This is a genomic window from Spirosoma litoris, assembly GCF_054776755.1.
On sequence record NZ_BAAHBI010000035.1, the window covers coordinates 359,049 to 385,499 of the forward strand.

Annotated in this window: 13 protein-coding genes; 5 read left to right on the forward strand and 8 right to left on the reverse strand. The window is 49.0% G+C overall.

The features are described 5' to 3' along the window. Window positions 1–109 precede the first annotated feature (109 nt). Window positions 110–4,333 (reverse strand): Ig-like domain-containing protein, encoded by a 4,224-nt coding sequence (locus ACYVGR_RS20850; RefSeq protein WP_460960231.1) that lies wholly within the window; start codon window positions 4,331–4,333, stop codon window positions 110–112. A gap of 229 nt (window positions 4,334–4,562) precedes the next feature. On the opposite strand from ACYVGR_RS20850, the gene ACYVGR_RS20855 reads away from it, so the two are divergent. After that, window positions 4,563–6,683 (forward strand): AAA family ATPase, encoded by a 2,121-nt coding sequence (locus ACYVGR_RS20855; RefSeq protein ID WP_460960233.1) that lies wholly within the window; start codon window positions 4,563–4,565, stop codon window positions 6,681–6,683. Window positions 6,684–6,730: 47 nt separating this feature from the next. On the opposite strand, the gene ACYVGR_RS20860 is transcribed toward ACYVGR_RS20855, so the two are convergent. The 4 genes from ACYVGR_RS20860 to ACYVGR_RS20875 form a co-directional block, all read right to left on the reverse strand. Next, complete coding sequence (locus ACYVGR_RS20860) at window positions 6,731–8,674, reverse strand: WG repeat-containing protein (RefSeq protein WP_460960236.1); 1,944 nt, start codon at window positions 8,672–8,674, stop codon at window positions 6,731–6,733. A gap of 6 nt (window positions 8,675–8,680) precedes the next feature. Next, on the reverse strand, window positions 8,681–9,496 hold the full coding sequence (locus ACYVGR_RS20865) for a hypothetical protein (protein ID WP_460960238.1): 816 nt from the start codon (window positions 9,494–9,496) through the stop codon (window positions 8,681–8,683). Between the two features lie 67 nt (window positions 9,497–9,563). After that, on the reverse strand, window positions 9,564–12,083 hold the full coding sequence (locus ACYVGR_RS20870) for an ABC transporter permease (protein ID WP_460960240.1): 2,520 nt from the start codon (window positions 12,081–12,083) through the stop codon (window positions 9,564–9,566). A 49-nt stretch (window positions 12,084–12,132) separates the two neighbouring features. Continuing rightward, window positions 12,133–12,840, reverse strand: coding sequence for an ABC transporter ATP-binding protein (locus ACYVGR_RS20875; protein ID WP_460960242.1), 708 nt, complete (start codon window positions 12,838–12,840; stop codon window positions 12,133–12,135). 131 nt (window positions 12,841–12,971) lie between these two features. On the opposite strand from ACYVGR_RS20875, the gene ACYVGR_RS20880 reads away from it, so the two are divergent. Further along, window positions 12,972–13,679: an arylesterase gene (locus tag ACYVGR_RS20880; protein WP_460960244.1), complete on the forward strand. Its 708-nt coding sequence runs from the start codon at window positions 12,972–12,974 to the stop codon at window positions 13,677–13,679. 76 nt (window positions 13,680–13,755) lie between these two features. On the opposite strand, the gene tamL is transcribed toward ACYVGR_RS20880, so the two are convergent. Both tamL and ACYVGR_RS20890 read right to left on the reverse strand, forming a co-directional pair. Continuing rightward, on the reverse strand, window positions 13,756–16,176 hold the full coding sequence (gene tamL, locus ACYVGR_RS20885; protein WP_460960246.1) for a translocation and assembly module lipoprotein TamL: 2,421 nt from the start codon (window positions 16,174–16,176) through the stop codon (window positions 13,756–13,758). Window positions 16,177–16,182: 6 nt separating this feature from the next. Continuing rightward, a complete protein-coding gene (locus ACYVGR_RS20890) occupies window positions 16,183–21,267 on the reverse strand; it encodes a translocation/assembly module TamB domain-containing protein (protein WP_460960248.1) in 5,085 nt (1,694 codons plus the stop codon). Window positions 21,268–21,623: 356 nt separating this feature from the next. Between ACYVGR_RS20890 and ACYVGR_RS20895 the strand changes: the two genes are divergently transcribed. From ACYVGR_RS20895 to ACYVGR_RS20905, 3 genes are all read left to right on the forward strand, one after another. Then, entirely contained in the window at window positions 21,624–22,433 is an 810-nt protein-coding gene (locus tag ACYVGR_RS20895) for a TerC family protein (RefSeq protein WP_460960250.1), read from the forward strand. 110 nt (window positions 22,434–22,543) lie between these two features. After that, complete coding sequence (locus ACYVGR_RS20900) at window positions 22,544–24,061, forward strand: NADH-quinone oxidoreductase subunit N (protein WP_460960252.1); 1,518 nt, start codon at window positions 22,544–22,546, stop codon at window positions 24,059–24,061. Between the two features lie 90 nt (window positions 24,062–24,151). Continuing rightward, window positions 24,152–25,147 carry a bifunctional heptose 7-phosphate kinase/heptose 1-phosphate adenyltransferase gene (locus ACYVGR_RS20905; RefSeq protein WP_460960254.1) on the forward strand — a complete coding sequence of 332 codons (996 nt, stop codon included), beginning with the start codon at window positions 24,152–24,154 and terminating at the stop codon, window positions 25,145–25,147. A 165-nt stretch (window positions 25,148–25,312) separates the two neighbouring features. On the opposite strand, the gene hemE is transcribed toward ACYVGR_RS20905, so the two are convergent. Continuing rightward, complete coding sequence (gene hemE, locus ACYVGR_RS20910; RefSeq protein ID WP_460960256.1) at window positions 25,313–26,341, reverse strand: uroporphyrinogen decarboxylase; 1,029 nt, start codon at window positions 26,339–26,341, stop codon at window positions 25,313–25,315. Window positions 26,342–26,451 lie beyond the last annotated feature (110 nt).

The following is a 26,451-nucleotide window of genomic DNA, read 5'->3' on the forward strand; positions in this document are numbered from 1 at the left end:
GAATTTGAGAAAGCTCACATGCGTCTTGTATCATGTAAGTTTTTTCTAAAAAAATCGGCCGCTACCTGAGCAGGTAGCGGCCGATTATCAAAGCCATCCAGTAAAATTCTTATAAAGCATTGATCACGCGGGCGTACACATTGTTGGATAGAACGCCATCATATTCTTTGGAGATATCATTCTGTACCGCTACGCCGATATTGGAAACGCTACCTCCGCTGGCTGTCGTTCGGATGATACTTACGCCCAGAATAGATGCCCCACCTGCCCCTATAAACTGGTCAGCCTTCATCGTCAGGAAGAGTTGCCGACTCGCCAGATTGGCCGTTATAGTCCAGTTGGTATTACTCACGGGAACATTGACCGTTCCTCCCGAGACATCAATACTGTTAATGAACTGATTAAACAGGAGCATATAGCCCACCGGCGCCGTAATAACAATACTAACGTTACCCATAGAGGTGGGCAGACCCGACACTTCAGATATACGTACTAGGAAGTCAACGACACTGCCCGCTGCCGGGAAGTTTGCCTGGGGCATAATGATAATGGGGGTTAAGTCGGTACCGGCCAGCGCTACACTGGCTGTTGAGAAGCAGCCATTCGCAGTGGTAACAGTTACGGAGTAAGTGCCCGAAACATTGGCCACCGCAGTTCCCGCTATAGAATTCTGACTGACAATACCCGGCCCACTGAACGCGTATAAGTTGCCTCCACCGGCGGTCAGCGTCGCGCTGGGAGTCCCCGGCGTTAGCGGCCCATTTTGGGTTAGAGTCGCTATGGGCACTGTTGTGTTGGATTGAACCGATGTAGTCTGCGTGGCAGCACAGCCATTGGCATTGGTAACGGTTACCGAATAGACACCAGCAGCCGTAACTACCGCTGTGCCAGATAGGGGATTCTGGCTAGCAATACCTGGCCCACTGAAACTATAGCCAACGCCCGTTCCGGCGGTCAGTGTCACACTGGTGATGGCGCAGGTCAGCGTACCACTGCTAACCAGCGTGGCATTCGGAGAAGCATTGATAATGACCGTAATGGAAGCGCGCCCACTTTCGCAGCCATTAGCATCTGTTTGACTAACATAGTACGCAGTGGTTCCAGCAGTAGTCGTTGGTGGAGTGGGTGTTGGAATGGTGGTTGTAGTGGTTGCATCGGTATACCATTTCAGATTTGTTCCTGTAGCAGCCAGCGTAACCGGAGTTGACAACTGACAGGCCGCAATCGGACTGACTACTGTAGGGATAGCTGGTTTGGAGATAACCACTACACTCAAAGCGGCCTTAGGCCCTTCACAACCATCCACAATTTGGCTTACCGAATACGACTGAGGCCCAACAACTGTTGTTGAAGGAGTTATCGATGTATACACATTTCCTCCCGAATCGTACCAACGCAGGGTTCCTGTGGCGATGGCTGTTAATGAACTGGCCACCGAACTCTGACACAGCAATTGTGGATTTGGCGTTACGGTAGGTGCCACAGGAAGGGCTTTAATCGTCACCACAACGGCGCTCCGATCGCTCTCGCAGCCATTGCCACTACTCTGGCTCACGTAGTAGGTAGTGACTCCTACGGCAGAGGTGGAGAGGGCAGGCGTACCGGTATACAGTGTACCGCCCGTTTGGGCATCATACCATTTCAGATTACTGCCAGTACTAACCGCTGTTTGTAACGAAACCGTACTGGCATTCTGGCAAAGTGTAATAGACGTTGTGGTGGGGGCAACGGGTTTGGCATTCACTGTAACAGAAATAAATGATCGGGTGCTGCTTTCACAACCATTTCCGTCCGACTGACTAACGTAGTAGCGGGTAGAACCGGTCGCGTTGGTCGAAGGGATGGTTGCAGTTAACGATGCTACTCCTCCCGTTTCATTCGTCCCATACCAGTTGAGGCTATTGCCTATAATAGCCGTCGCCGACAGAGGGGCTGGCGAATCATACTGGCAATAAGTGAGTGTTGTTGAACTAACCGTTGGCGGAACAGGTCTGGAAATGACGGTCACCGTCAACGCAGTGCGGGGGCTTTCGCAACCGTTGGCATCTGTCTGACTTACATAATAAATAACCGGAGGACCCGCTACATCCGTCGATGGAGTGACCGGATTCGTTAGGGCCATACCGCCCGAATTCGTCGTGTACCATTTCAGATTCGTACCCGTTGCCGTTAACGAAGTAGCGACTGAATTTTGGCAAAGGAACAGGAAGGAAGTAGCTACCGTTGGCGCAGTTGGATTCGGATTAACAGTGAAGGTAATTGCTGCCCGATCACTCTCACAACCGTCGCCAGACGTCTGACTAACATAATAAGTGCTGGTTCCTAATACTGTGGTCGAGAGCGTTGGGGCCACTGTAGAGCCCGTTCCACCCGTAGAGCCCGCATACCACTTCAGCGTACCTGTTGCGCCAACGGATAATGACAAAGAGTTGGGAACGGAGTTCAAACAGGCGCTGGCATTGGTCACGGTTGGTATGGCCGGTTTGGCATTCACCGTAACGGGAATATCTGCCCGAATACTCTCGCAACCAAATGGATCTGACTGACTAACGTAGTAATGAAAGACGCCTGCATTGCTGGTGGAGGGGGAGGATACTACAGTTGACGAAGTTCCTCCCGTAGCATTGGTGCCATACCAATTCAGCGAGAAGTTTGTGTTGGCCGTGGCACTTAATGGAGCAGCAGTAGCAAATTGACAATAGGCCGCTGGTATAGTTGTTGCCGGACTAGGAGGCAAAGACCTGATGCTGACCGTAATGGTTGCCCTTGGGCTCTCACACCCATTCAACGTCTGGCTAACGTAGTAATTATTGCTGGAAGTCGTTGAGGGAATCAGGCTAGCATAGCGTGTTCCACCCGTAGAGCCAAGATAAAAGTTTAATGTGGCATTGGTGGCAGCAGTAGCCGTTAGCGATGTCGCTGTTGCATTCTGACAGTACGCCAGCGAACTAACACCAGGGGCCGCCGGATATCCGTTAACAACAAACGTGATAACTGCCCGATCGCTCTCACAACCGTTGTTGTCAACCTGACTCACATAATAAAGGGTTTGCCCCAACGTGGTCGTCGCGGGCGATGGAGCTACTGTGGAGCCAGTCCCACCCGTAGAATTCAGGTACCATCGCAGGTTCGTGCCTGAGGTAATGCCCGTTGCTAACGAAACGGGCGTCGTATTCTGACAAACACTCACGGGCGTGGTCGTGGGAGCGGCTGGTCGGGTGTTAACGGTCACCTGAATCGTGGCCTTCGAACCTTCGCAACCGCTAAACGTTTGACTAACCGAGTAATAGGTTGTACCTGGTGCTGTTGTAGGGGGCGTGGGAGCCGTACTCCCCAGCGAGTTATTGGATGGTCCATACCAGTTCAGGGTTCCACCGCTAACAGCGGTAGCCGTCAATGGACTCGCTACTGCATCCTGACAATAGGTTACTGGAGTGGTCACCGAGGGAGCAGCGGGAGCCGCTTTAATGGTTACCGTAATCTCAGCCCGGTCACTCTCACAGCCACTCCCATCGGTTTGATTACTGAAATTCGTCTGGCTCACATAGTAGGTAGTCGAACCCACGGTTGAAGTTGAAGGCGTAGGGGCTATTGAAGAACCAACACCACCTAACGACGAGCCATACCATTTCAGATTACTGCCCGAGGTGACCGCTGCGGCTAACGAAGGAGCGGTGCTATTTTGGCAATACGACAACGACGAAACGACGGTAGGTTTAGCGGGTGGTGGATTTATGGTTACCTGTTGAGTAGCTCTGGGGCCTTCGCAGCCATTGACGGTCTGGCTGACATAATAGTTGATGGTGCCTGTGGCTGAGGTGGGCGGGGTGGGTGCAACCGTCGTTCCACCACCACCCGTAGAAGCCGGATACCATGTCAGGTTCGTGCCCGTAGCGGTCAGGGGTGGAATGCCAGTAGCCCCTAAACAGTAAGCCACATTCGAGACTGTAGGTGCTGTGGGCAGGGCATTGACCGTAAATCCGGCACTGTTAGGGCTATTCACATTCCCCGACGGTGTGCCCGATATACGGATTAGCCTAACCGTATATGTGCCGGTGGTTCGATTAGCCGGAATGGTACCTTGCAGACTACCATTGCCTCCGCCAACCGACGCGACACCTATAAGCACATCAGTCGTACCAGGCCCATTGAGGTACATGAACAAGTTTCCCCCATCACCAGCAGCATAGCTGAACGAGACAGTGATGGACGAGCTGGCACAGACCGGATTAGGCGTAACGGACGTAATACTTAATTGCTGGGCCTGCGTACCCGTAAAGTGCAGTAATGAAATGATCAGGATGAATAGAAACAGTCGTATAGGTGAAATCATAAAGGCTGAGCGGGCTTGGAAACCTATGAAGAAGATTGCATATTTATTTCTGGAAATCAGGAAAGTCAAGCAGTTTCAAACAGACGGTAGGAGAATTTGCCAAAGCAGCCACATGCCATACATCGGGTAAGCTTTTTTTCTGATAAAGGAATGTAGAGTGCGTAAGATTGGGTGGATTTGGCTATCGTTGCAGCGTCGTTTAGCGTTGACAACTAAAATTCATGAAGTAATGCCCTTTATATTGCAATCATTCCGAGTTACTAATTTCAGATCGATTGTTGATTCGGGTGAGCTAGATATAAGCGATTGTACCTGTTTAGTAGGCACGAATGAATCAGGTAAAACAAACCTGCTGGTTGCTCTGCATAAATTAAATCCGGCCGATGGGGCACGTATTGACCCGTTGATTGATTATCCCCGGAAACAATACGCCACCTACGATACAAACTCTGCTAAAGAACCCTTCATTCGGGCAACCTTTACCATAGCCCCCTTGGTCCGGGAGCAATTGGCATCAACATTAGGCTATTCAACGGAGCTTTTGGCAACGGTTGAGGTCGCTCGTTACTACACGGGCTTATATGATGTAAATTTCCCAACTTCTTTTCTTGCGCAGTACCCCAACAAATACATCCATACGTTACTCAGCGCCTTTCTGGAAAAGTATCTGGCAAGCGATCTGATTATCAAGGATAAGGAAGAAATCTTGCAGGAGTTCCGGGAGTTTACGGATCGCCTGATCGCACTTCTGCCAGAATCGGGAAATTTGGGCGAATATGATGTGTATAACCTGATCGCTCAGATCGATGAATTTATTACGACTAAATACTCCCGTCGGCAACCGTTCCGGCTATTTGCCGACGAACACCTAAAAACCCCGCTCGAAAACATTGCCCGCTTGCTGAACAACAAGCGAATTGTACTAGCAGCCGATCAGCAGCAGTTGTTTCTGGAGCAATTGCCACGCTTTGTCTATTACTCGGAATACGGCAATCTGGATGCGGAGATTTACCTCCCCCATGTTATCCAGAATAGTACCCGACAGGATCTTGGTTTACGGGAGCAGGCCCGAGTGCGAACGCTGAAGGTGCTGTTCGATTTCGTTCAGCTCAAACCAGAGGAAATTCTGGAATTAGGGTCAGAAGTAAGCCAGACACGGGTCATCACCCGCGATTCGTACGGTCGGATTGATAATACAGTAGTAGAAACTGCGCCAGAAACCACGGTTGATCAGGAACGGGAAAACAAAAAGAAACGGGAAGTTATCCTTCAGGCGGCTTCCGCTCAGCTCACGAAGGCTTTTCAGGAGTGGTGGCATCAGGCAACTTACCGATTTCGATTTCAGGCTGATGGGAACCACTTTCGGATTTGGGTGAGCGACGAAAAACGTACCGAAGAAATTGAGCTGGACGGACGCAGTAAAGGGTTACAATGGTTCTTTAGCTTCTTTTTAACCTTCCGGGCCGAGCAGGCCAAGGGTCATTCCAACTGTATTTTATTACTTGATGAGCCGGGTCTTTCCCTGCACCCCGTTGCTCAGCAGGATTTGTTGACGTTTCTTCAGTCGCTTTCTCAGAGCAACCAACTCATCTACACAACGCATTCGCCTTTCATGATCGGTAGTCGGATGCTCAATAACCTTAAAATGGTGTACGTTGGTCCTCAGGGCGATTCGGTTATTTCCAACGATTACCAGGTAGGCAAGTCGGGCGCCAGCGCGTCGTTTTATCCTATACAGGCCGCCTTAAATTTAAGCGTATCGGAACAGCTACTAACCGCCCGCTTACCTGTTCTGGTGAATGATGTTGCCAGTCAGATTTATCTGCAACTTCTCCAATCCTATCTGCTAAAAACGGGCAGCCATCCACCTACCAAAGACCTTTTGTTTATCCCCTCATTATCAGATACGGAACCCTTATCGCAGATACTGTTTCAACAGCTTGGGGCGATGCCCTATGTACTACTTGAGGGTACGATTTCAGGGCATACAGTAGCCCAAAGCTTACGCCACACGGGGTATAAAGAATTGCCTACACGGATCATCACCTTGAGCGAGTCACCGACGGACGAACAGACGCTGGAAGATTTAATTCCTGTTCATGATATTGCCCGCCATTTTGCCCGGATGTACCGCGGTCTGGAAACGGATGACTTTGATTATCTGGTACTTCCGGGCCAGCCTATTGTCCGTCAGATGGAATCATTTGCTGTCGCCAATGGCTATGTGTTACCTGGAGACTGGCGCCCGACCCTCGCCCGAAACGTGGCTAAAACATTTGACAGTATGGCATCCAGAATTCAACCAGACACAGTTCAGAAGTGGGTGACGCTATTCAACAAGCTGAGTTGATTGATAATAATAAGGCCAAAGTGGGTAAGAGTCCTAATTAAACTCGTCTATACTTTATCCCAGTACATATGCCCAGTCCGGTCAATATAGATCAGCCGATTATTCTTGCGAACCAGCGCCAGCCCATTATGGAAACGATAGGCGTGATCTAACGTACAAGCGATGACGAGGTCGCCCTGTTGGTTGATGTACCCCCATTTTCCCCCCAGCTGAACAGCGGCCAGCCCCTCCGAAAAATTGTCTGCATCGGTAAATTGGTAGGGGATGACGAGCTGGTTTTGCTTATCGATATAACCGAATAAATTTCGTTTTCGGACCAACGCCAGCCCTTCGGTAAAGGGCAAAGCCGAACTGAACAGAATCTCATCAAATTCGAAGGGAATGACGAGTGCCCCTTCGTGATTGATAAAGCCCATTTTTCTCGCTTTTTTCACCGATGCCAGCCCCTCGGCAAAAATACCGGCTAAGTCGAACTGGTGCGGAATCGTGAGCAGTCCATCCTGATTGATGTACCCAAACTGTCCGTTCTTTTCAACAGCCGCTAATCCTTCCGAAAAACTGTCCGCAAAAGGGAGTTCGCAGGGTATTTGCAACGTGCCTGCTACATCAATAAAACCGTAATTTCCGCCTAGTTTAACCCTGGCCAGTCCTTCGGCAAAGGACACCGCCGACTCAAACTGAAAGGGAATGACCAATTCGCCCTGTTCATCAATAAAGCCATAGGCATTGTTTTGACGGACCAGCGCGCGGCCTTCGGCAAAATAGCCGATTTCTTCATAGGCACAGGGGATAACTGGCTGCCCTTCTGGGTTAATAAATCCATATTTACCTAATTGCCGAACCACCGCCAAACCGGCTCTGAACTCCCGGATTTCATCAAACTGACAATCAATAACTAACTGGCCCTGTACATTACAAAAGCCCCATTTGCCCTGTTTCCGAACGGGAGCCAGTCCCTCCGTAAAAGGGGCAACACTTTCCCATTCGCCAGACCCAACAAATTCACCCGACTGATTGACGAATCGCCACTGCCTTTTCTGAAGATATGGAATAAGTGTCTCCGGCTTTGTGGTTATCGTAATGGAATCAGATTCTGGCATGTGGAGCAAGTCCATGAGGCCAGCAATAGGTTTGGGGGCTAAATGAATAGCGTGCTCCAACAGGCTTGCCCGAAGCGATACGTTAGCTGATGATAGACTACGAAACAGATTCCACTGGTCAGTATGGAAGGGATCATTAACGATACTCAGATTGAGTAGTAACGTATCACTATCGCTGTACAATCCCGGAGACAGACTCAAGGCATGGAGTTCAAGAGAAAGACCGAGCAAGCTGAAATCATCCAGATGACGGTCGAAGTGAGCGGGTGTTCGGGCAGGGTGTCGATATGGTAGAGTGCCTGTTTCCGTAGCCTCCTTGCCCGACAAAGCGGGTACGAAACAGCCATCATAATCAATAAGAATCAATCGTCCATCGGGTCTTATCAGAATGTTATCTGCTTTTAAATCTCCATGGGCCATTGGCTGATTGAGCAGCCATCGCACCAGTTCATCGAACCGATGAGCCAGTGCGGTAAGCTTTTGGTGTTGCTGGTTACGGCAACAATCGGCCACATACTGACTCAGCGTTTGTCCCTCTACCCAGGGCATCACCACCACGTCGAATTCGTGTTCTTTACCAAAGCGAGTGTCGACCCAGATTTCGTTCAGGTGAAGGGTGAACGGGAGCAGATAGTCCGATGGGTTTTCGGTTAGGTAGCGTGCAATGGCCCGAAGCCGTTCCCGTCGGCCGGGAACTTCTCGCAGAAAACAACGCAAGGCAACCTGTTTGCCCGTTTGACTATCCTGCATGCGAAAGACCACGGCAAAATTTCCACTGCTGAAATAGACCTGCCCATCTGCCTTTCGAACAGGCACCAACTGCTTCAGCCGATTTAAGGTTTCACTGGAGAGTTCGATGGACTGTACGTATTCGCTGATAGAAGGCAACATGTGAGATCAGAATTCAATCAAAATACAGGTATAATCATCACCCCCAAGTAACTGAGCCGAACGTAGGTATTGGGTATGTTGCAGAAACGTGTCGGTCGACGCCAGGGCTTGCCAGAGTGGTTGCCATACCTGTTCATTAAAATTCCCCACTTCAGCTTGCCAAAAGGTTTGGTGAGTCATAGCTCTGGTACCCAGGCCGGTAGGCAACTGACTTACAATGGCTAATTCGTTCTGGTCGCCCTGAAGTGCTTTATATCCCATGAGCAAATACTGCCCCAGGGTATCAGAACACAGCACAATTTGCTGACCGGGCTCTTTAATCCAGGTCCCTCTTCGGAACCCTTCTGCCGAGCAGGGTAATAACCAGTTTAGCAAATAAGGCGCTTCCGTAAATTGGCTTAAGGCTGGGTTCGACGCCAAGAGTTGCCCCGTTGCTGGATTGAACGACAACACCAGGGCATCGCCGTACACAGACCAGTGCAGTAAAGAGTCCTGCTGATGTAGTGTGGCGAGTGTGGCCCCGGAGCCTTCATTGAGAAACTTCAGTTCGGTCAGATAATGGGCGCCTGCCTGCGTCTGGAACTCGTCAAAAAAACGACCCCAGTGATCAGTTACCCATTGAGCAACCTCCGCAACCTCCCTGAATGGCTGAGCAGGCACCTGCTCTACCAAAAACTGGGCCCACTCGCCTGCGTATAACCCTGTTCCACCTGCACCATCGGCAACAGCCCAAAGGTGTGCCGCTGTATCGACTCGCCAGGCGTCTTCATTGTCAACATACAAAGGAAATTCTTTGCCTATCGATACGTGTCTAATAGCCATAAGTCGAACCGTAGATGCGGCAAAAATGCTAATTATTTTGTGCCGAAGCGCAAATTTTTAGGCTTGTTTACGCTTCGGCCCGCAGTACATCCAAGGGTGGTCTTGTCAATACGTCGCGGCTATTGAAGACGCCTATCAGAACGGTCAGAATGGTTACTACTGCTGTAACAATAAGTAAGGGGATCGCATCAGGGCGATAGGGGACTTCGAACACAAATCGGGCTAAGGCCCAGGTGCCTACAATCGACAACAGAATGCCCGATAGTGCCGATAAAAGCCCCAGTAAGCCATATTCGACAACTGTGATACTCAAAATCTGTTCCCGACTGGCCCCCAGTGTTCGAAGTAATACGCTTTCACGCAGACGTTGGTATTTGCTGATAACTACCGAACTGGCAAGTACCAATAGTCCAGTCAGAATGCTGAACAAGGCCATAAACTGAATCACAAACGAAATTTGAGCCAGAATTTCATCGACCGTTTTTAAGATCAGACCAAGATCGATAGCCGATACGTTCGGGAATCGACTGACCAGATTGCGCTGAAGTACAGCTGAAACGTTGTTATCGGGTACTCTAGTCATCATTACATGAAACTGCGGAGCCTGTTCCAGCACACCTGCAGGAAAAACAACCAGAAAATTAGTCTGCACCCGATTCCATTCAATCTCGCGGGTACCACCCACAATGGTTTGAATAGGCGCTCCCTGTACGTTGAAATTCAAGGTATCGCCAAGCTTAAGGTGCATCCGGTCGAAGAAGTCTTTGTCAATGGATACGTATACGTTGCCGTCGGCCTGATACGGCGCTTTGCCTGATACCAGTTTTTCTGATGAGATCAACGAGTCACGGTACGTAACGCGGTATTCGCGGGTGAATGCCCATTTCGGCGTTTTCTGCGAGGTGTCTTTGCGAATCACTTCGCCACTTTTGCCATTAATATCCGATAATCGCATCGTAACAATGGGCGCTTCCTGTAGAATAGGTAGCTTTTGCCCCGTCACCAGCGATCGAACGCCATTAAGTTGCTCATTCTGAATGTCGAACAACACCATATTAGGCTGTTTACCACTTCCCGATAACTCTACTCGTCCGAGTAACAAACCTTGGGTAAGGTAGAGCGTGGCGATCAGGAAAGCCCCAAGCCCAATGGATGTTACCAGAATAAGCGTCTGATTATTGGGCCGATAAAGGTTTGCCAAGCTCTGTCGCCATACGTAACTCCAGGATGTTGGAAAGAATCGACGAACCAGCCAGATGAGCCCCAGGCCGAGCGCAGTCAGAATACCAAACGCCACGGTTAAACCAGCCGTAAAGCCAAGCGCAAGCATCAGGTTTTTCGTCTGTAAATAGGCGAACCCAACGATGAAGCCAATAACGAGTAAGTACACAAGCCACCGCAGCGGGTCGCGGCCACTTAAGTCGTCTTCGTATGACGTCCGCAACGTTCGTAACGGCGAGACGTTCCGGATGGCGAGTAGAGGGAGCAGTGAAAACAGGATTGAAATCAACAAACCGGTACCGATACCCCCCAGAATAGCTGGCCCCGACAAGGACGTTTCAACGGTAATCGGTAGAAAATTACCGAAAATACGGGGTAATACTAACTGTACAACCGACCCAACCAGCGCCCCAATTGTTGCCCCAATCAACCCCATCAGGGCCGTTTGTAATAGGTAAATCAGAAAGGCCTGTCGGCCGCTGGCGCCCAATGTACGCAGGATAGCAACCGACGTTACTTTCTCTTTTACGTATAACTGGACCGAACTGGCAACGCCTACGCAACCAAGCAACAGCGCAACAAAGGCAACCAGGCTTAGGTATTTGGTCAGATCGCCAAAGGAACGTCCGGTTTGTTTTTTACGACCTTCGACCGTGTCGTAGTTAACTCCTTCTTTATCCAATCGACCCGAAACGGTTTTGACGAATTTCTCCACATCGGTGCCCGGAGCAAACTGGTAATAATATTTATAGGCTACACGGCTACCCCGCTGCAACAGTCCCGTATTGGCCAGAAATTGATTGGGAACGAAAACCGTTGGTGCAACGGTAGCTGCAATGGCGGCCTGGCCGGGTGTTTTGGTCACGCGACCTGCAATCAAAAATGATAGATTTCCTACTTTAACCGAGTCGCCGACTTGAGCACCCAATTGAACTAATAGCCCGTCATCAACCAAGGCTACCCGGCTAGAGGCTTGTCGGAACGTTTGGATAGCCGAAGCGGGTTGGACTTCCCAAACCCCGTAATACGGAAAGCTGCCCTGTAGCCCTTTTACCTGCGCCAGTCGGACACCCCCAGTTTTAGGTATAGACACCAGCGATGCAAACGAGACTTCGTAAGCCCGGTCGCGACCTGTTGTTTTCAATAACTGCTGTGTTTTAGGCGATGGCGGCCGCGACCAGGATACCGTGAGATCGGCCCCCAAAAGTTCGCGGGCCTGATCGTCGATACTTTGGGCAAGGTTGTCGCCAAAGGAATTTATAGCGACCAAAGCCGCAATGCCGAGCACAATAGCCGACATAAATAAGAGTAATCGTTGGCGGCTCCGGCGACTATCGCGCCAGGCCATTCGGAAGAGCCAAGACATGTTTAAAGAGCGAAAGAGTAAATGAGTGAAAGGGCGGATTTGTGTGCAATCACTCTTGCACTCTTTCGCTCTTTCGCTCTTTAGTATCTATATCTGATATGACCGTACCTCCCTTAATACGAATGATGCGTTGGGTGCGTGCGGCTAACTCCATATCGTGCGTAACGAGAACAAGCGTGGTGCCAGCCTCGCGGTTGAGTTCAAAAAGAAGGTCGACAACAGTCGCACTGGTATCGGCATCCAGATTTCCCGTTGGTTCGTCGGCGAAGAGCAGTTTAGGACGATTCGCGAAGGCTCTCGCCAGTGAAACGCGTTGTTGCTCACCACCCGATAATTGAGTTGGATAATGGTGTCCGCGTTGGCCTAAACCGACTCGGTCGAGCAGTGATTGCGCTGTTTTGGCGGCTCCTTTCTCACCCCGTAACTCCAGTGGCACCATCACATTTTCGAGCGCCGTGAGGGTGGGTAATAATTGAAAGTTCTGGAAAATGAACCCGACGTGCTGGTTACGGATAGCGGCCCGTTGATCTTCATTAAGTGTATCCAGTCGAATATCGTTGAGGTAAACACTGCCCGACGAAGCCCGGTCTAATCCGGCACACAAGCCTAATAAAGTGGTTTTGCCGCTGCCCGATGGACCAACAATCGAGAAGGTATCGCCGGGTTCGAGGGTGAAATTTACACTATGAAGTACGGTCAGCTCACGGCCACCACTTGAATATGTTTTAGTAAGATTTTCGACGCGCAGAATACTCATTGAAGCAAAAGGTTGTTCTAAACACGGAGATAACGGAGATTTACACGGAGAACAAGGCGAGGAGAAAGGCTCTGTGCACTCCGTGCAATCCTCAATGTTCTCTGTGTTTAAATCAAACCGTCATAAAACCAATGAAGTTCTGCCTAAATCGACAAACGACCTATTCTGTGATAAGCGGCCTACTGACGCTCCTAACGGTCTGGGGATGTGGTTCATCCGACAAAAAAACAACGGAAACAACTGCTACGACTACGCAACCTGAATCGAAATCCGTTGCTACGACCAAAAAACAAATCGTGCTGTTTTATGGCAATAGCCTGACAGCTGGCTATGGCGTTGAGCCGTCGCAGGCCTTTCCGGCGTTGGTAGGTCAGAAGATAGATTCCGCTGGACTGAACTACACGGTTGTTAATGCCGGATTGAGTGGGGAAACGACGGCTGGTGGCAAAAGTCGAATTAGCTGGGTGATGCGTCAACCAGTGGCTGTATTCGTGCTGGAGTTGGGCGGGAATGATGGCCTTCGGGGGTTGCCTCTGACCGCCACCCGTCAGAATTTACAAGCCATCGTCGATACCGTTCGACTAAAAAGTCCGCAGGCTGCTATTGTGCTGGCTGGCATGCAGATTCCGCCCAATATGGGAACATCATACTCGAAGGAATTCCGGGAGTTATTTAAAGAACTGGCTGATAAGAACAAACTTATTCTGATTCCCTTTCTGCTCGAAGGTGTTGGCGGCATTCCGAAACTGAATCAGCCCGATGGTATTCACCCAACACCTGCTGGTCATAAAATTGTGGCTAATACAGTTTGGGAAGTGCTTAAGCCGGTATTGAAGTAAGTTTAAGGTTTCACGTTCAAGGTTCCAAGTTGTGTTTTGGTAATCTGGAACCTTGAACATGAAACCTTAAGCAAAATCAAAACGGATAACCTACAGCGATATTAAATATCAGATTTTGCTTGCGCCAGTCGGTTTTATCGAAGGCCATCTTATCAATGACCCACTCACTGCCGTCTGTCTGGTAGGGTTTGCGTAGGGGAGTGGCAATGTCAAGGCGGACCAGAAAGAACGATAAATCAATTCGAACACCAACTCCCGTTCCGATGGCAATCTGTTCGTAAAACCGTTTGGGGAACTGCGCTTCAGGGCCAAATGTGGTTATATCTGAGTACGACCAGACGTTTCCGGCATCGGCAAAAACAGCCCCTTCGAGGTACTTGTTGAATTTAATCCGGAGTTCGGTATTAGCCTCTAGCTTAACGTCACCACCGCCATCCTGAAATATGGGGACATTCCGTAAAGTATCGCGCGTAAATAGGCCGGGTCCAATGGCTCTCGGCCGGAATGCCCGAATACTATTGCTTCCTCCAACAAAGTACTGTTTGGTAAAAGGCAATGATTTGCCTTTTGAATTGCCATAGGTGATCCCAACGCCTGCAAACAGGCGATTGGCCCAGGTTATTTTTTGAGTTAATTTACGATACAATCGCCCATCAACATCGAATCGGAGATATTGCGCGTAAGGAACCCCAAAAATCCCATTTCGATCATCGTTTTCTAATGGCTTTCGAAAGAAAAGGCTGGCCAAATTGCCTGCTGCTTCTGCATTGGCACTTATTCGATAACTGGTAGGGGAGAGCGAGCGGATTGGCGAATTGAAGTTGAATGTATATAAAGAGCTTAAAATAAGCTGATCTGATCGGAAGACCGTGTTAGTATACTGCTGCTTTACAATAGAAGCAACATCGGGGTCCGCAAGAATTTCATAAACGCGGTCGGTAACCTGATTTAGGGGGACAAACACGTAGTTAATATTGAACGGCTGAAAAACGTGTTCGACTTGTTGATTTTGTCGCCAGGCATACCCAAACGTTGTTTGCGCCGAATTGATCCGATATAAGCCTCCTCGAAGGATTGTCTGATAACCAATGGTTGCATTCGTTTTGGGTAGGGCCTGCCGCTGATCATATTTGAACCGGAAAGGAGCTACCAATCGTGGGAAACTTAGGTTTGCATCGAGGCCGAAGCGATAATTGGTTACTCCTTCACCAGCGTCGCCAACCTGAAATTCAATCCCGGCATTGGCATTAATGGTCAGTAATTCTGCTCGTTTGAGCGCATTCCGGGTTCGCCAGCTTATGATGGCCTGTGTACCGTTGAAATTATTCGAACGTGAGGTTCCATCAATCTCCAGCCGTACCGATTTCGTTGGATAGGGGGTTAGGTAATAATGGACATCCAAGACGGCTGAGTCTCCCTGTTGGTCAGGATCAAATCGATTGCGAACAAATTTAAATGCCCCTACATTAATGAACCGCGAAAGGGTAAGATCCTGCATGCGGCTGTTGTAGCGCGTGCCAGGTTTCACCGTTACAATGTCGCGAAACAATTTCTGATCGAACCGTCGGGTAGAGTCGATAACCTGGAACTGATCTTCCGTTGTATAAGCCCGTCGTCGATTTGTATCATTTCTGGCGGTCGACAGGTTATAATTCGGGTAAATGTAAATATCTCGAATGTAATAGGGAACGCCAGCCGCTTCGGGCATATCGGGCTTGATGGCGAAATATAATTTTGTCCGGTGTCGCGCCGTATCGTTGTCGGCAATGACAGCTATATAGTCAGGCAGAAAATAATAAAAACCACGTTGTTTGATGGACTGACTAATACGTTCGCGCTCTAGTTTGATGTTGTCGAACACGTAAGGGTCGCCTTTTTTGATAACGGTTCGTCGGGCCGATGCCAGCAAGGCTTTACGAACAGGGGTGGAGTCAACCAGAAAACCTGCTGAATCGATCAAAAAGCGCTGTTTCACATTTACGTCATAAGCACCACGCGCCTTATAGCCATCTTCGGTTAGTTTCCCGGTAGCATCAGACCCGAAATAACCCTGATTCTGCAAGGTCGCCTTGAAAACCGGAATATTTGACGTAATAGCTTTGGCGCTGGCCAATACAGGCTCCTGCCCAAATTTTTTCCGGAACCACGACCGGAATCCTTTCGGTTTTTTGGGCTCTCCGAACAGATAGTACAAACCAACTTTGTAGGGATAACCAAAGAGCTGTTTATTGGGACGAGGGCGAGCCAGGGCTGTTAACTGCTCTTTCAGGCCAGCTTGCTCTGTGGCCGAAACAGTTGAATCGGCATGAATAGTAATGTCGGTACCCATGTACAGCCGCTCATTCGATGGTAAATGCTTGGCTATGTTACAGGCACTGAGTAAAATACATAAGCTATACGGTAATAAAGAAGTGGCTAATCGACGGTTCTTTACCTGTATACGCAAGGTAAAAAACAGCCCATTGAAAAAAGATTTTATCAGCGATAGGTATCTCATAACGAATTAATTCAGCGCGGGGCCTGGCGATGACCGACGGAAAATTTCGGACAGTGTATTGTAATCCATCGAGATGATGAACCCAACCCCTGTTTCGATAATATAGCCATCTAGCACGGCCTGATAATCATTTTTTCGATAGGCCCGAAGTACATAACGACCATCGCGGGTAATGTTGTAATTGGCCGACACGTTGTCGAATACCTGATTCTGGCTGGGTACGGCAGCCTGAGCCGAGTTATCCAGAACGAAGTTTTTGCCGACTGAAACGGTTACGCGACCTGCCAGAAAACTACGCGATATCCCTACGTTCAGATCGGTGCGGGAGCCGTTTGTAGTGCCGCCTGTGTTGGAGCTACCTGCCTGCGATAATAAGTTGAAATCGACATCGAACCCTTTTAGCACCCCCGACGCCAACCGGCCCAACTGATCCGAGATTAGTTTACTAACACTGCTACGAGCGATGTTTTCAGCCTGGGTATTCAACCCGCCATTATCCGAGCCAGAGAAGAAGTCCGACGAGTTTTCGGGGAGGAATCGATTCAGAATCAGGAGGGCAAACACTTGTTTGTTGACTTGCGCGGGGTCTTGCCGAAGTTGTTTAAGCTTATCTTCAACCGTTGATCCCAGGTCGCTATATTGACTTGTGCTGTTGTTTTCTATCTCAGGAGAGCGAATATCAAAGCTCAATTTGGGCGCTGCCAGATTATCGCTGATGGTGAGATCGACCTCAAAAGGAAGCTTACGTTTGAGCGCGGCCGCATCGATTGACGACGTCTCATTGCCAATCAGGTCGCTGGGGGGAGCCGAAACTTTATAGACCGCCGTCATATTGATGTCGGCTTTGAGCGGATCGCCAGTAAAATTGATGTAACCGCCTTTCTGAATCTGGAACTGTCTTTTTAACACCTGATAAGTCAGGGAATATTCGCCCTCGGTCACTTCGTAGCGACCAAGTACCGTCAGCTGTCCTGATGCATTGACACCTACATTAAGTCGGGCGTTGCCGCGTGCCCGCAGGTAATCACCGTTTAGTTCATCGACAACAATGGTCAATTCTGATTTTTCATCGGCTTCCAGATCGACCGAAATGGTTGAATTGCTTAACTCCTCAAAGGCTAATTTGGGGGCAAGCGTGTCCTTTTTGGGCTTGTATAAATATTTAGTTAGCGCTAGTGAATCGTTGTGGTTGATAAACGTCACGATTCCGTTCGATTCATCTGCACTCACCGATTCATCGGGCAATACCATCGAGATTTTGCTATCATCATCGAGCCGTACCGTACCATTAATCGATGCATTGGACCCTGTTCCTTTAATTCGCAGATCCGTACTGACGGCGGCCTGTCCGTAGGCATAATCATTGTCTTTTCGGCTGGCGTTGAGTATCTGGAAATGATCAGCCTGAACGCGTAGGTTGTAGGCTACGTTAGGCAGGTTTTTGAGGGTAACGGTTCCATTTGTCGTCAGCGTCCGGTTCAGGGTATCCCGCAATTTGAAGTCATTAAACGTAATGGTTTGATTCGAGAAAGCGAGTGCCGACTTATCGATTCGGTAGGTAGAATTGAGCTGTTTGATATTAAAGGCAACAGAATCAAAATCGACTTTACCATCTAATTTAGGACTGTCGGTGGCTCCCGCTACGGTAAAATCACCAACGAGTTGACCCTTCGCCTGTCGTAGCTCACCAAAACTGAAGGCTTCAATGGTTCGGGCATCCAGCCGTTTCAGATTAATCGCTAAGTCCAGTGCTTCCTTGGCGTTTTCAGGATTATAAAAACCCGTGACCGTAACGTCGTTATAAGGCCCCGTAAGGGTGGTATTTACATTAATTCGGCCATCGTCACCATTTCTCAGCCGGGCTGTCAGGTTACCAATCGGTTTCTGCATCACCTTCAGGCTATCGACGTAAATCGATCCAATAAAGGAGAGTTTATTTGTCGTATTCAGGTAATCCCGCACAATGATGGTGCCGTTCAACTGACCGCTGGCCAGCGTTGTATCCTGATTGGCCAGCCGGGCCAGGTTAGCCAGCTCAATGGCATGTGCTGTTACACGAATCGGCGCATTTTCGTATTGTTCGGTATTGCTGATGTCGAGCGATTGTTGCCCGGTTTCCAGGTGAAGGTTATTGATCCGTACGCCATTTTTACCGTACTGGGCAAAACCGGTGGTATCAGTCTTCCAACGTTCGTAATTGGTAAGTAGCCCATTCGGTGCAAACTGGAATCGATAACTCGAATCGACAATACTCAACGTGCCTGCTAAGCCATGAAGATCCTGATTGATGGAATCTTTATTGACGACGGCAAACCGGAACTGATTGTTAGCGGCTATACCATTCAAATCAGTCTGGCGAATGGTCATGCCGTTGTAGAGTATGCCATTGATTCGGCCATCTACTTTCAACCGATTATTGGCTCCCCGAATGGCAAAGCTACTTCCCTGAAGCGTCGTTGTATCGTACACCACAACACCCGTACGAAGGGTAGCCGATAAGGTTGTATCGCGGTTATTATCCAGATAGGCATCGAATCGGACGGTATCCAGGCGCGTTAAAGCCGGAACAAAAGCCTGAAACAACGGATTCTGGTAGGCTTTTAGCGACATGGTAAAGGCGTGTGGGGGCGGAATTTTCTTGTAGGCCAGCGATGGTAAGGCAATGTACTGGCTGATTTCGCCCGCAATGATGTCATACAGCTGTGCATAATCAAACTGACCATTCAGTTTAAGTTGGGCACCCGGCAAGCGGGCAACTACGTTCTTTGTATTGCCATCAGCCGCCAGTTTCGCATAAAGCGAATCGATGGGGTAGTTTTTTCCATTCAGACTCAAAACGGCATCGCTCGCCGAAACGGTACCAACAGGCTTCGCCGGATCGGTTGAGGCCATGTCGAGTATAATTTTCCCTTTAAGCGAGAGCGGATCTTTATAAAACTTGAGTTTTTGTAGGTTCAGCTCCTGGATTGCCACTTCTCCGGCTACACTGGGGAAATCGCCTTTCAGCCCAACTTTGGTATCGATGCTCAGATTGGCATTGGGGTCTTTAAGCGCACCGGTTAGGTTCAGAAGACCATTCGATAGTCGGCCTTTCGCGTCAAGATTTTGGTAGACGTAGCCGTTTAAATCGGCTGATTGTATCGCAAGATCAAAATTGGTTGTCAGCGTTTTTACGTCAATGCCTCGTCCATTGACAGTGGCCCGGCCCGTTATTTTGCCGATCGTTCCAGTTTGTTTGAGCCACTTACCAGCATCGAATTCATTGAGACTGAGGGAGCCCTTGTAGGTTTGATTCTTGCCGGTAACAAAGCCCGCCAGTCGCCCATCGAAATTGGCCGTGCCCCATTCTGTATTCAGTTTGGTATCTAAAATAAGGTCATTCAACTGACCATTGATTTTACCCGTCAACTTTAAGGACTTGGGTAAATCAATTGAAGAAGGAATAGACCCTTTAGGTGCTAGTTTAGTAATGTCGGCCAAACTTGTGCTGGCTTCCTGTACCGTCATGGCCACGCCTAAATGATCTGGATCGGTAACGTTTGTCAGCTTGCCACTAGCGCGGACTCGGGTTCCTGATAGCATCGTCAGTTCGACGCGTGGTAGATTCAGGGCGGCCAACGTACCAACCGCCTGCGCATTGGCTTTGAAAATTCCCCCCTTATTCCCCGCAAATGGGGGCGTATTGGCCAGATCGGGAGCCAGCTTCAATACATCATCTACCGACAGGCGACTGTCGCGCAGATTTACCCGAACGTTCACCCGTTTCGCAAAGCGTGGATTGCTTAGTTGAGCCAGCGAGTCATAACGCAACACCACCTGATCGCGAAGGAGTGTGGTTGGCGTTTGGATATAGAGTTTGGTTAGCGTTGTGGTGGTATCGGTATAAAGCAGATTTCCGTCAAGCTGCTGGAGTACAAAGGTATCGCCAGCCTTTGCCGTAGCGGCTCGGAAACGACCGTTGCGCAGTTGTCCACTAATCCGTTGCCCGCGCTTACCTAAATCCTGATAAACGAGGAACTTGCCATCGATCCCCAGATTTTGTAAGTCAAGATGGCCATAATCCAGCCCTTGTTTCTGACGGGGAGCCGTTTCATCATCGAATCGAACCCGATTGTTCGCAAAACGAACATTAGTCAACTTCGCTTGCCAGCCGGGGGCTGTTGTAGCTGTAGCTGAGGTTGGTGTAGTGGTAGTTGGCTTCTTGGTCGGCTTGGTTAACGTAGCGGCAATATCGGCATTGGTGAGATTGAGCGATTTAAGGCCAATTTTTTCACCTTCCAGATATAGATAGTCGGATTCCATGGCGAGTTGATCGGCACTTCCCTGGGTTTTGAAGTCGGCCGTTTCAACCCGAACGTCCCATTTTGTGTGGTTCAGCTGCCATTTGCCGAGTGCCAGATCAAGCGTGTCGCCGGGTTTGCTGGGGGCACTTGGTGGCGTAGGCAAGCCTTCATACAGACGAGTATACACGTTCAGCCCATTCGCTGCCACATTGGCTAAATGATATTGCGATTTTTCGACATCCGTTTTATCAAATGTTGCTTTCAGGCTATCCAGATAGGCATTTACATCGGCTCCTGCTACATCATCTTTATACTTAATCCGAACGTCGCGAAGCGCAATCCCCTTCAGGTTTATCGCCATTGGCGTCGACACGGTGTCGGACGGCTCTGGTGTACCAGTGGGTTTTGTAATGAACGCGTTGAGAATGTATTGGAAATTAAACGCGGTATCGGGGAGTGTACGAGTAACATTCAGCTTGATGTGCTCTAGTTCTATCTGATTCAGAGCAACCCGATTGTTGAGCAGCCCCCACATATCGAGATCAACGCGCATTCGGCCACCGTTCAGCAGGGTATCGCCTTTGGGCGTTTTGAAAAACACATCTTCCAGTTCAATCCAATCGGGAATAGAGTATTTAATATGTCCAATATGAAAGGGCGACTGAAGTTTTTGGGCGAGGTAAGAGTTTACTTGTTTCGTTACAAACTGTTGTCCCCAGGGTGTCGTAGCCACAAGCACCACAAATCCTCCCAGCAGCAGGACGAGGGCAAGGATACCAAGAAGAACACGAACGATTATTTTCGCCACAATAAATCAAGTTTCCGGTTGCCACGAAACCGGTTTAGTGTTTGCCAGAGAAAACATGGGTTTCCTTCCATAACGAGTATGGCCGGAAAATGTTACGAGATAATCCCAAAGCTGCTAAATGTCCAGATACATCTCCAATTTATCAAATTGAGCCTGTAGATGACCAAATAGGTGGCTTAGTATTGATTTCATTAATAATACGATATTAGACGAACTACTATGCTATACGTCAACCATGACCATTAACCGATTGGCTAGTTAGGCAACCTTTTGTCCGGTTCCAGGGCTCTTTCTTGAACAAGTTGTTGCAGACCCGAGTCTCAGAGGGTAATTTTGGGCTTCACTTCGGTTCAACCATGAGCAACCTTTTTACTGCTGAATCTATTATCAGTCTGCTAACCCTGACATTTTTAGAAATTGTCCTGGGCATCGATAACATTATTTTCATCTCCATTGCGGCCAATAAGCTTGCGCGGCAAGACCAGCCTAAAGCCCGAAATATCGGTTTAGCGTTGGCAATGGGATTCCGGCTGGTACTATTATTGGGTATTTCATTTGTGATATCACTGAGTAAGCCGTTTACGCACGTTGATGCGGGCTGGTTCAAAGCGGCTTTTACGGGGCAAAGCCTGATTCTGTTCGGTGGTGGCCTGTTTCTGCTTTATAAAGCTACTTCCGAAATTCACCATAAGTTGGAGGGGGGAGATCATGAGGAAACGGGCACGGTAAAAAGTAAGACCACTATTTCGAGCGTGGTGACGCAAATTGCCATTACCAACATCGTGTTCTCCATCGACTCGATTCTAACCGCTATCGGTCTGACGCAGAACGTTGCCATCATGATGATTGCCGTTGTGTTATCTATCCTGATCATGATGTTCTTTGCTGGGCCCGTTGGCTCATTTGTGAACGAACATCCTACGATTCAAATGCTGGGGTTGGCTTTCCTGATTATGATCGGGTTTATGCTGGTAGCCGAAGGGGCTCACTTATCGGAGGTCGAAATTTTCAATCAGGAAGTTGGTTCTGTGCCCAAAGGTTATCTCTACTTTGCTATCGCCTTCTCGCTGCTGGTTGAATTCCTGAATATTCGCCTGCGCAAAAAACAGAGTCCCGTTAAGCTGCATTCGTACGAAGGCCAGCCCGATCAGGACGGAATGATTTAATATACAGTATATAGGAGTGAGGAGCGAGAAGAGAGAATGCTCCGCCAGAAAAGCTTGCGCCAGCCATTCTCACTCCTCGCTACTTGTTCCTCACTTCTTAAGAAAAAACCTTGTCCCTTACCGATCAATTAAACGACATTATTAACAGCCTCGGTGGTTTTGGACCAGAGGTGTGGCTATCGGTGGCTTTTTGTGGGCTGCTCGTAGCTGAACTTGTTTTAGGTCGGGTAACCTCTTTGCCAAAAGTTCGCCGGTGGTTAGCTGGGTTAAGCGTTGGGATTGTACTACTAGCGGGGAGTTGGGCTCTGTTGGGCCACGTGCGAGGCTATCTGTTTATGCACCTCTTGTTTGTTGACAATCAGGCGATTTTCATTCAGGTGATCGTTGCATTGAGTGCCACAGTTGTCTTGCTGTATGAAGCCTTTACTTCGTCAGAACAGGTTAATGTGCCGTCCAGATTACCGCTTGAATGGTACGCTCTATTGATTGCTATGACGCTTGGGCTGTTTTTGATGGCGCTGTCAGTCAATTTATTGAGCATTTACCTGAGCATCGAATTAGTTTCCATCTGTTCTTATTTACTTACGGCACTCAATAGGGAGCGGAAAGCATCGGAAGGAGGGATTAAGTACTTGCTTTTTGGAGCCGTTAGTTCGGCCGTTATGCTGTATGGCATGTCGTTACTATATGGCATGACCGGTACGCTGGACTTGACCGCCGATGTTTTTGGAGCAGAGCTTGCCCGGCAAGATGGCGCTATAGCAACCGTCGCTTTGCTGTTAACCGGAGCCGGGTTGTTTTTCAAACTAGCGGGTGTGCCGTTCCATGTCTGGACTCCGGATGCCTATGAAGCCGCTCCCGTTCCCGTAGCGGCTTTCTTTTCGGTTGGGCCTAAGGCGGCTGCCGTACTCGTGCTCATGCGGATCGTAACAGCCTTACCGGCCGAGTCGGTGTTTGGTGATGCGCCAGCTAATTCGCTCCAAACGCCATTAGCTGTGCTGGCATTGGCTGGTATTCTGATTGGGAATCTATCGGCGCTGCGCCAAACCGATGCGAAGCGATTGTTGGCTTACTCAACTATTGCTCACGCGGGGTTTCTTCTCGTTGGGGTTGTAGCCATGAGTCAGGCAGGCTTTGAGGCTGTTTTGTTTTACGTCGGTACCTATTTGTTTATTTCGCTGGCTGCCTTCTTCCTGGTCGACTTACTAGCCAGGAGCGCTGGTTCAGATTTAACGATTAGCAACTTCGCGGGGTTGGGGCCAAAGCAGCCCTTATTGTCGGTGGCGCTAACAGTAGTTATGCTTGCCTTAACGGGTTTGCCGCCAACAGTTGGGTTTACAGCCAAACTCTTGTCGTTTTCGGCGCTCTATGATGCTTACCAGCAAAGTGGTAATTCCTGGTTACTTGCTTTATTTGGGCTAGGTTTGCTGAACGCGCTGATTTCGTTAGTCTATTATCTCAAAATTCCTTTCCTGCTCTTTTTTCGGCCCAGCCTATCTGCCGAAAACTCCCAACAGGTAACGCAAATACCCAAAGTTGCTGTCTGGTTGAGCGTTGGATTAGTCATACCAATCGTCGGTTTATTTTTGAAGCCAGAAGTCCTTCTGCATTGGCTGGTGAACTGGTAAACAATGCCCGGTTGCTCAACTACGGCTACGATTACTCAAAAAAGGGGACTTTTTTCGTTTCTTTGTGCTTCAATAAGTTGTTGTGTGCCTATGAATCCGGTCCTGGATATGACCATCGATGAATTGTTTGAGCAATTCGATAAACTCCGCGTTCTGATTATTGGCGATGTTATGCTCGATTCCTACGTATGGGGACGTGTTGAGCGAATATCTCCCGAAGCCCCTGTTCCAGTTGTGACAGTCGATCGGCGGGAGTTGCGTTTGGGGGGAGCGGGGAATGTATTGCTGAACGTACAGGCACTCGGAGCCGAAGCCATTATTTGCTCAATCATCGGCACAGATGGGCCGGGAGATCAGCTTGAAAAAGAACTCTGTGATCGGGAGTTAAACTGCGATGGTCTCATCCGAAGTGCCGACCGAATTACGACCATTAAAGAGCGAATTATTGCTGGATCGCAGCAGGTGGTTCGTGTTGATACTGAAACAGATAAATATATTACAAGCGATGAACGGAAGCTGCTCATTGCGAAAGCGAAGGAGTTAATTCCTACTTGCCATGTCGTTATTTTTGAAGACTACGACAAAGGAGTTCTGAGCAAAGAAGCCATTGCCGAAATTACCGACTTTGCCAATGGGCAAGGAGTCCCAACGGTCGTTGATCCTAAAAAGAGAAATTTCCTGTCTTACCAGAATACTACGCTTTTTAAGCCGAATCTGAAAGAGCTTCGCGAAGGGTTGAAAGTAGAGTTTGATGTAGACAATGCCGAGGAATTTCAAGCGGTTGTTACCCAATTGAAAGAGACACTGAACCTAAAAGGTGCACTCATTACGCTTTCGGAACGAGGAGCCTTTATTGATTATAATGACGAGAAATTGAAACTCCCTGCTCACGTTCGGAAGATTGCCGACGTGTCGGGGGCGGGCGATACTGTCATTAGCATTGCAGCCTGCTGCGTTGCGCTGAAACAACCTCCCAGTATTATCGCAGGTTTATCGAATCTCGGCGGTGGATTAGTTTGTGAATCAGTTGGCGTTGTGCCAATTGATAAAGCACAGCTAAAAGAAGAAGCAAAAGAGAATTTGTAAGGTAGTGTGGCTGGAACGCCAGCCCGGTGGAAAGCCGCGTACCTAAAAGCCTCGGCGTGGTGCAAGATTCTTCAATCTGGCACAGGTAGGTTTCTTAATACCTACCTGTGCCAGAAATACGAAAGGTTTTGAGAAACCTTATTTGGCAGGTTTTAGAACCTGCCATCACAGTATTGAAAACTCCTTCACCGCATCCACAAAACATCTTGCTTTGTCCGGATCAGTATCAGGGTAAATACCGTGGCCGAGATTAGCAATGTAATGCTGATGGCCAAATGAACTGAGCATTTGCTTTGCTTCGGCCCGAATCTGGGAAAAATCAGCGTAAAGAACACAAGGGTCAAGGTTTCCTTGTAAGACTCGATCCGGGATCAGTTGTCGTGACTCGTGCGGGTCCATATTCCAGTCGATACCTACCACATCGCAGCTCAATTGGCCAATTTCGTGCCGCGCAAAGAAGGCTCCCTTTGCAAAAACGGTCACGGGTACTTCTGTAATAAGGTCGCAGATCTGCTTGATGTAAGGCAGCGAGAATGTACGGTATTGTTCTGGTGAGAGAATGCCGGCCCAGGAGTCAAACAACTGGATTAAATCAGCGCCAGCGCGTACCTGGGCTTGTAAGTAAGCAATGGTGCTATCCGTAATTTGCTGAAGCAACGCATGGGCAAAGTCAGGATCAGTGTATAGCAGTTTCTTCGCCACCGAGAAGGTTTTACTGCCTTTGCCTTCAGTCATGTAGCAGAAAATAGTGAATGGTGCACCCGCAAAACCAATGAGTGGCACGCGGTTATTCAGCTCTTTTTTGGTCAGCTTAATGGCATCCAATACATAACCCAGATCGCTTTCGGCGTCAGCTACCCGCAGGCGACTCAGATCAGCCATGTTACGAACTGTATCAGGAAAAACCGGTCCCCGGCTTTCGATCATTTCATAAGGCAGACCCATCGCTTCGGGCACTACCAGAATGTCGGAAAATATAATAGCGGCATCCACATCGAAGGCGTCGACTGGCTGAATTGTTACTTCAGCGGCCAATTCGGGAGTTTTTGCCAGTGTGATAAAACTTCCTGCCTGTTCCCGAACGGCCCGATACTGAGGTAACACGCGTCCGGCCTGGCGCATCATCCATACAGGTACGCGCTCGGTCAATTCGCCCCGTGCGGTGCGGAGCAGCAAATCATTCTGTAAAGTCATGGTGCAAAGATAATCTGAATTGCATCGGCAACCCGGCCGGCTTTTTATGATTTAAGTGATTATCTGATTTTGTGAACTCAGCGCTTGGGCCACTTCTTACTAGCCTAGCC

What these genes read in the sequence shown, in the direction of transcription:
- ACYVGR_RS20850 (WP_460960231.1), bottom strand. Translation starts at nt 4,333, where the DNA reads ATGATTTCACCTATACGACTGTTTCTATTCATCCTGATCATTTCATTA.
- ACYVGR_RS20855 (WP_460960233.1), top strand. Translation starts at nt 4,563, where the DNA reads ATGCCCTTTATATTGCAATCATTCCGAGTTACTAATTTCAGATCGATT.
- ACYVGR_RS20860 (WP_460960236.1), bottom strand. Translation starts at nt 8,674, where the DNA reads ATGTTGCCTTCTATCAGCGAATACGTACAGTCCATCGAACTCTCCAGT.
- ACYVGR_RS20865 (WP_460960238.1), bottom strand. Translation starts at nt 9,496, where the DNA reads ATGGCTATTAGACACGTATCGATAGGCAAAGAATTTCCTTTGTATGTT.
- ACYVGR_RS20870 (WP_460960240.1), bottom strand. Translation starts at nt 12,083, where the DNA reads ATGTCTTGGCTCTTCCGAATGGCCTGGCGCGATAGTCGCCGGAGCCGC.
- ACYVGR_RS20875 (WP_460960242.1), bottom strand. Translation starts at nt 12,840, where the DNA reads ATGAGTATTCTGCGCGTCGAAAATCTTACTAAAACATATTCAAGTGGT.
- ACYVGR_RS20880 (WP_460960244.1), top strand. Translation starts at nt 12,972, where the DNA reads ATGAAGTTCTGCCTAAATCGACAAACGACCTATTCTGTGATAAGCGGC.
- tamL (WP_460960246.1), bottom strand. Translation starts at nt 16,176, where the DNA reads ATGAGATACCTATCGCTGATAAAATCTTTTTTCAATGGGCTGTTTTTT.
- ACYVGR_RS20895 (WP_460960250.1), top strand. Translation starts at nt 21,624, where the DNA reads ATGAGCAACCTTTTTACTGCTGAATCTATTATCAGTCTGCTAACCCTG.
- ACYVGR_RS20905 (WP_460960254.1), top strand. Translation starts at nt 24,152, where the DNA reads ATGAATCCGGTCCTGGATATGACCATCGATGAATTGTTTGAGCAATTC.
- hemE (WP_460960256.1), bottom strand. Translation starts at nt 26,341, where the DNA reads ATGACTTTACAGAATGATTTGCTGCTCCGCACCGCACGGGGCGAATTG.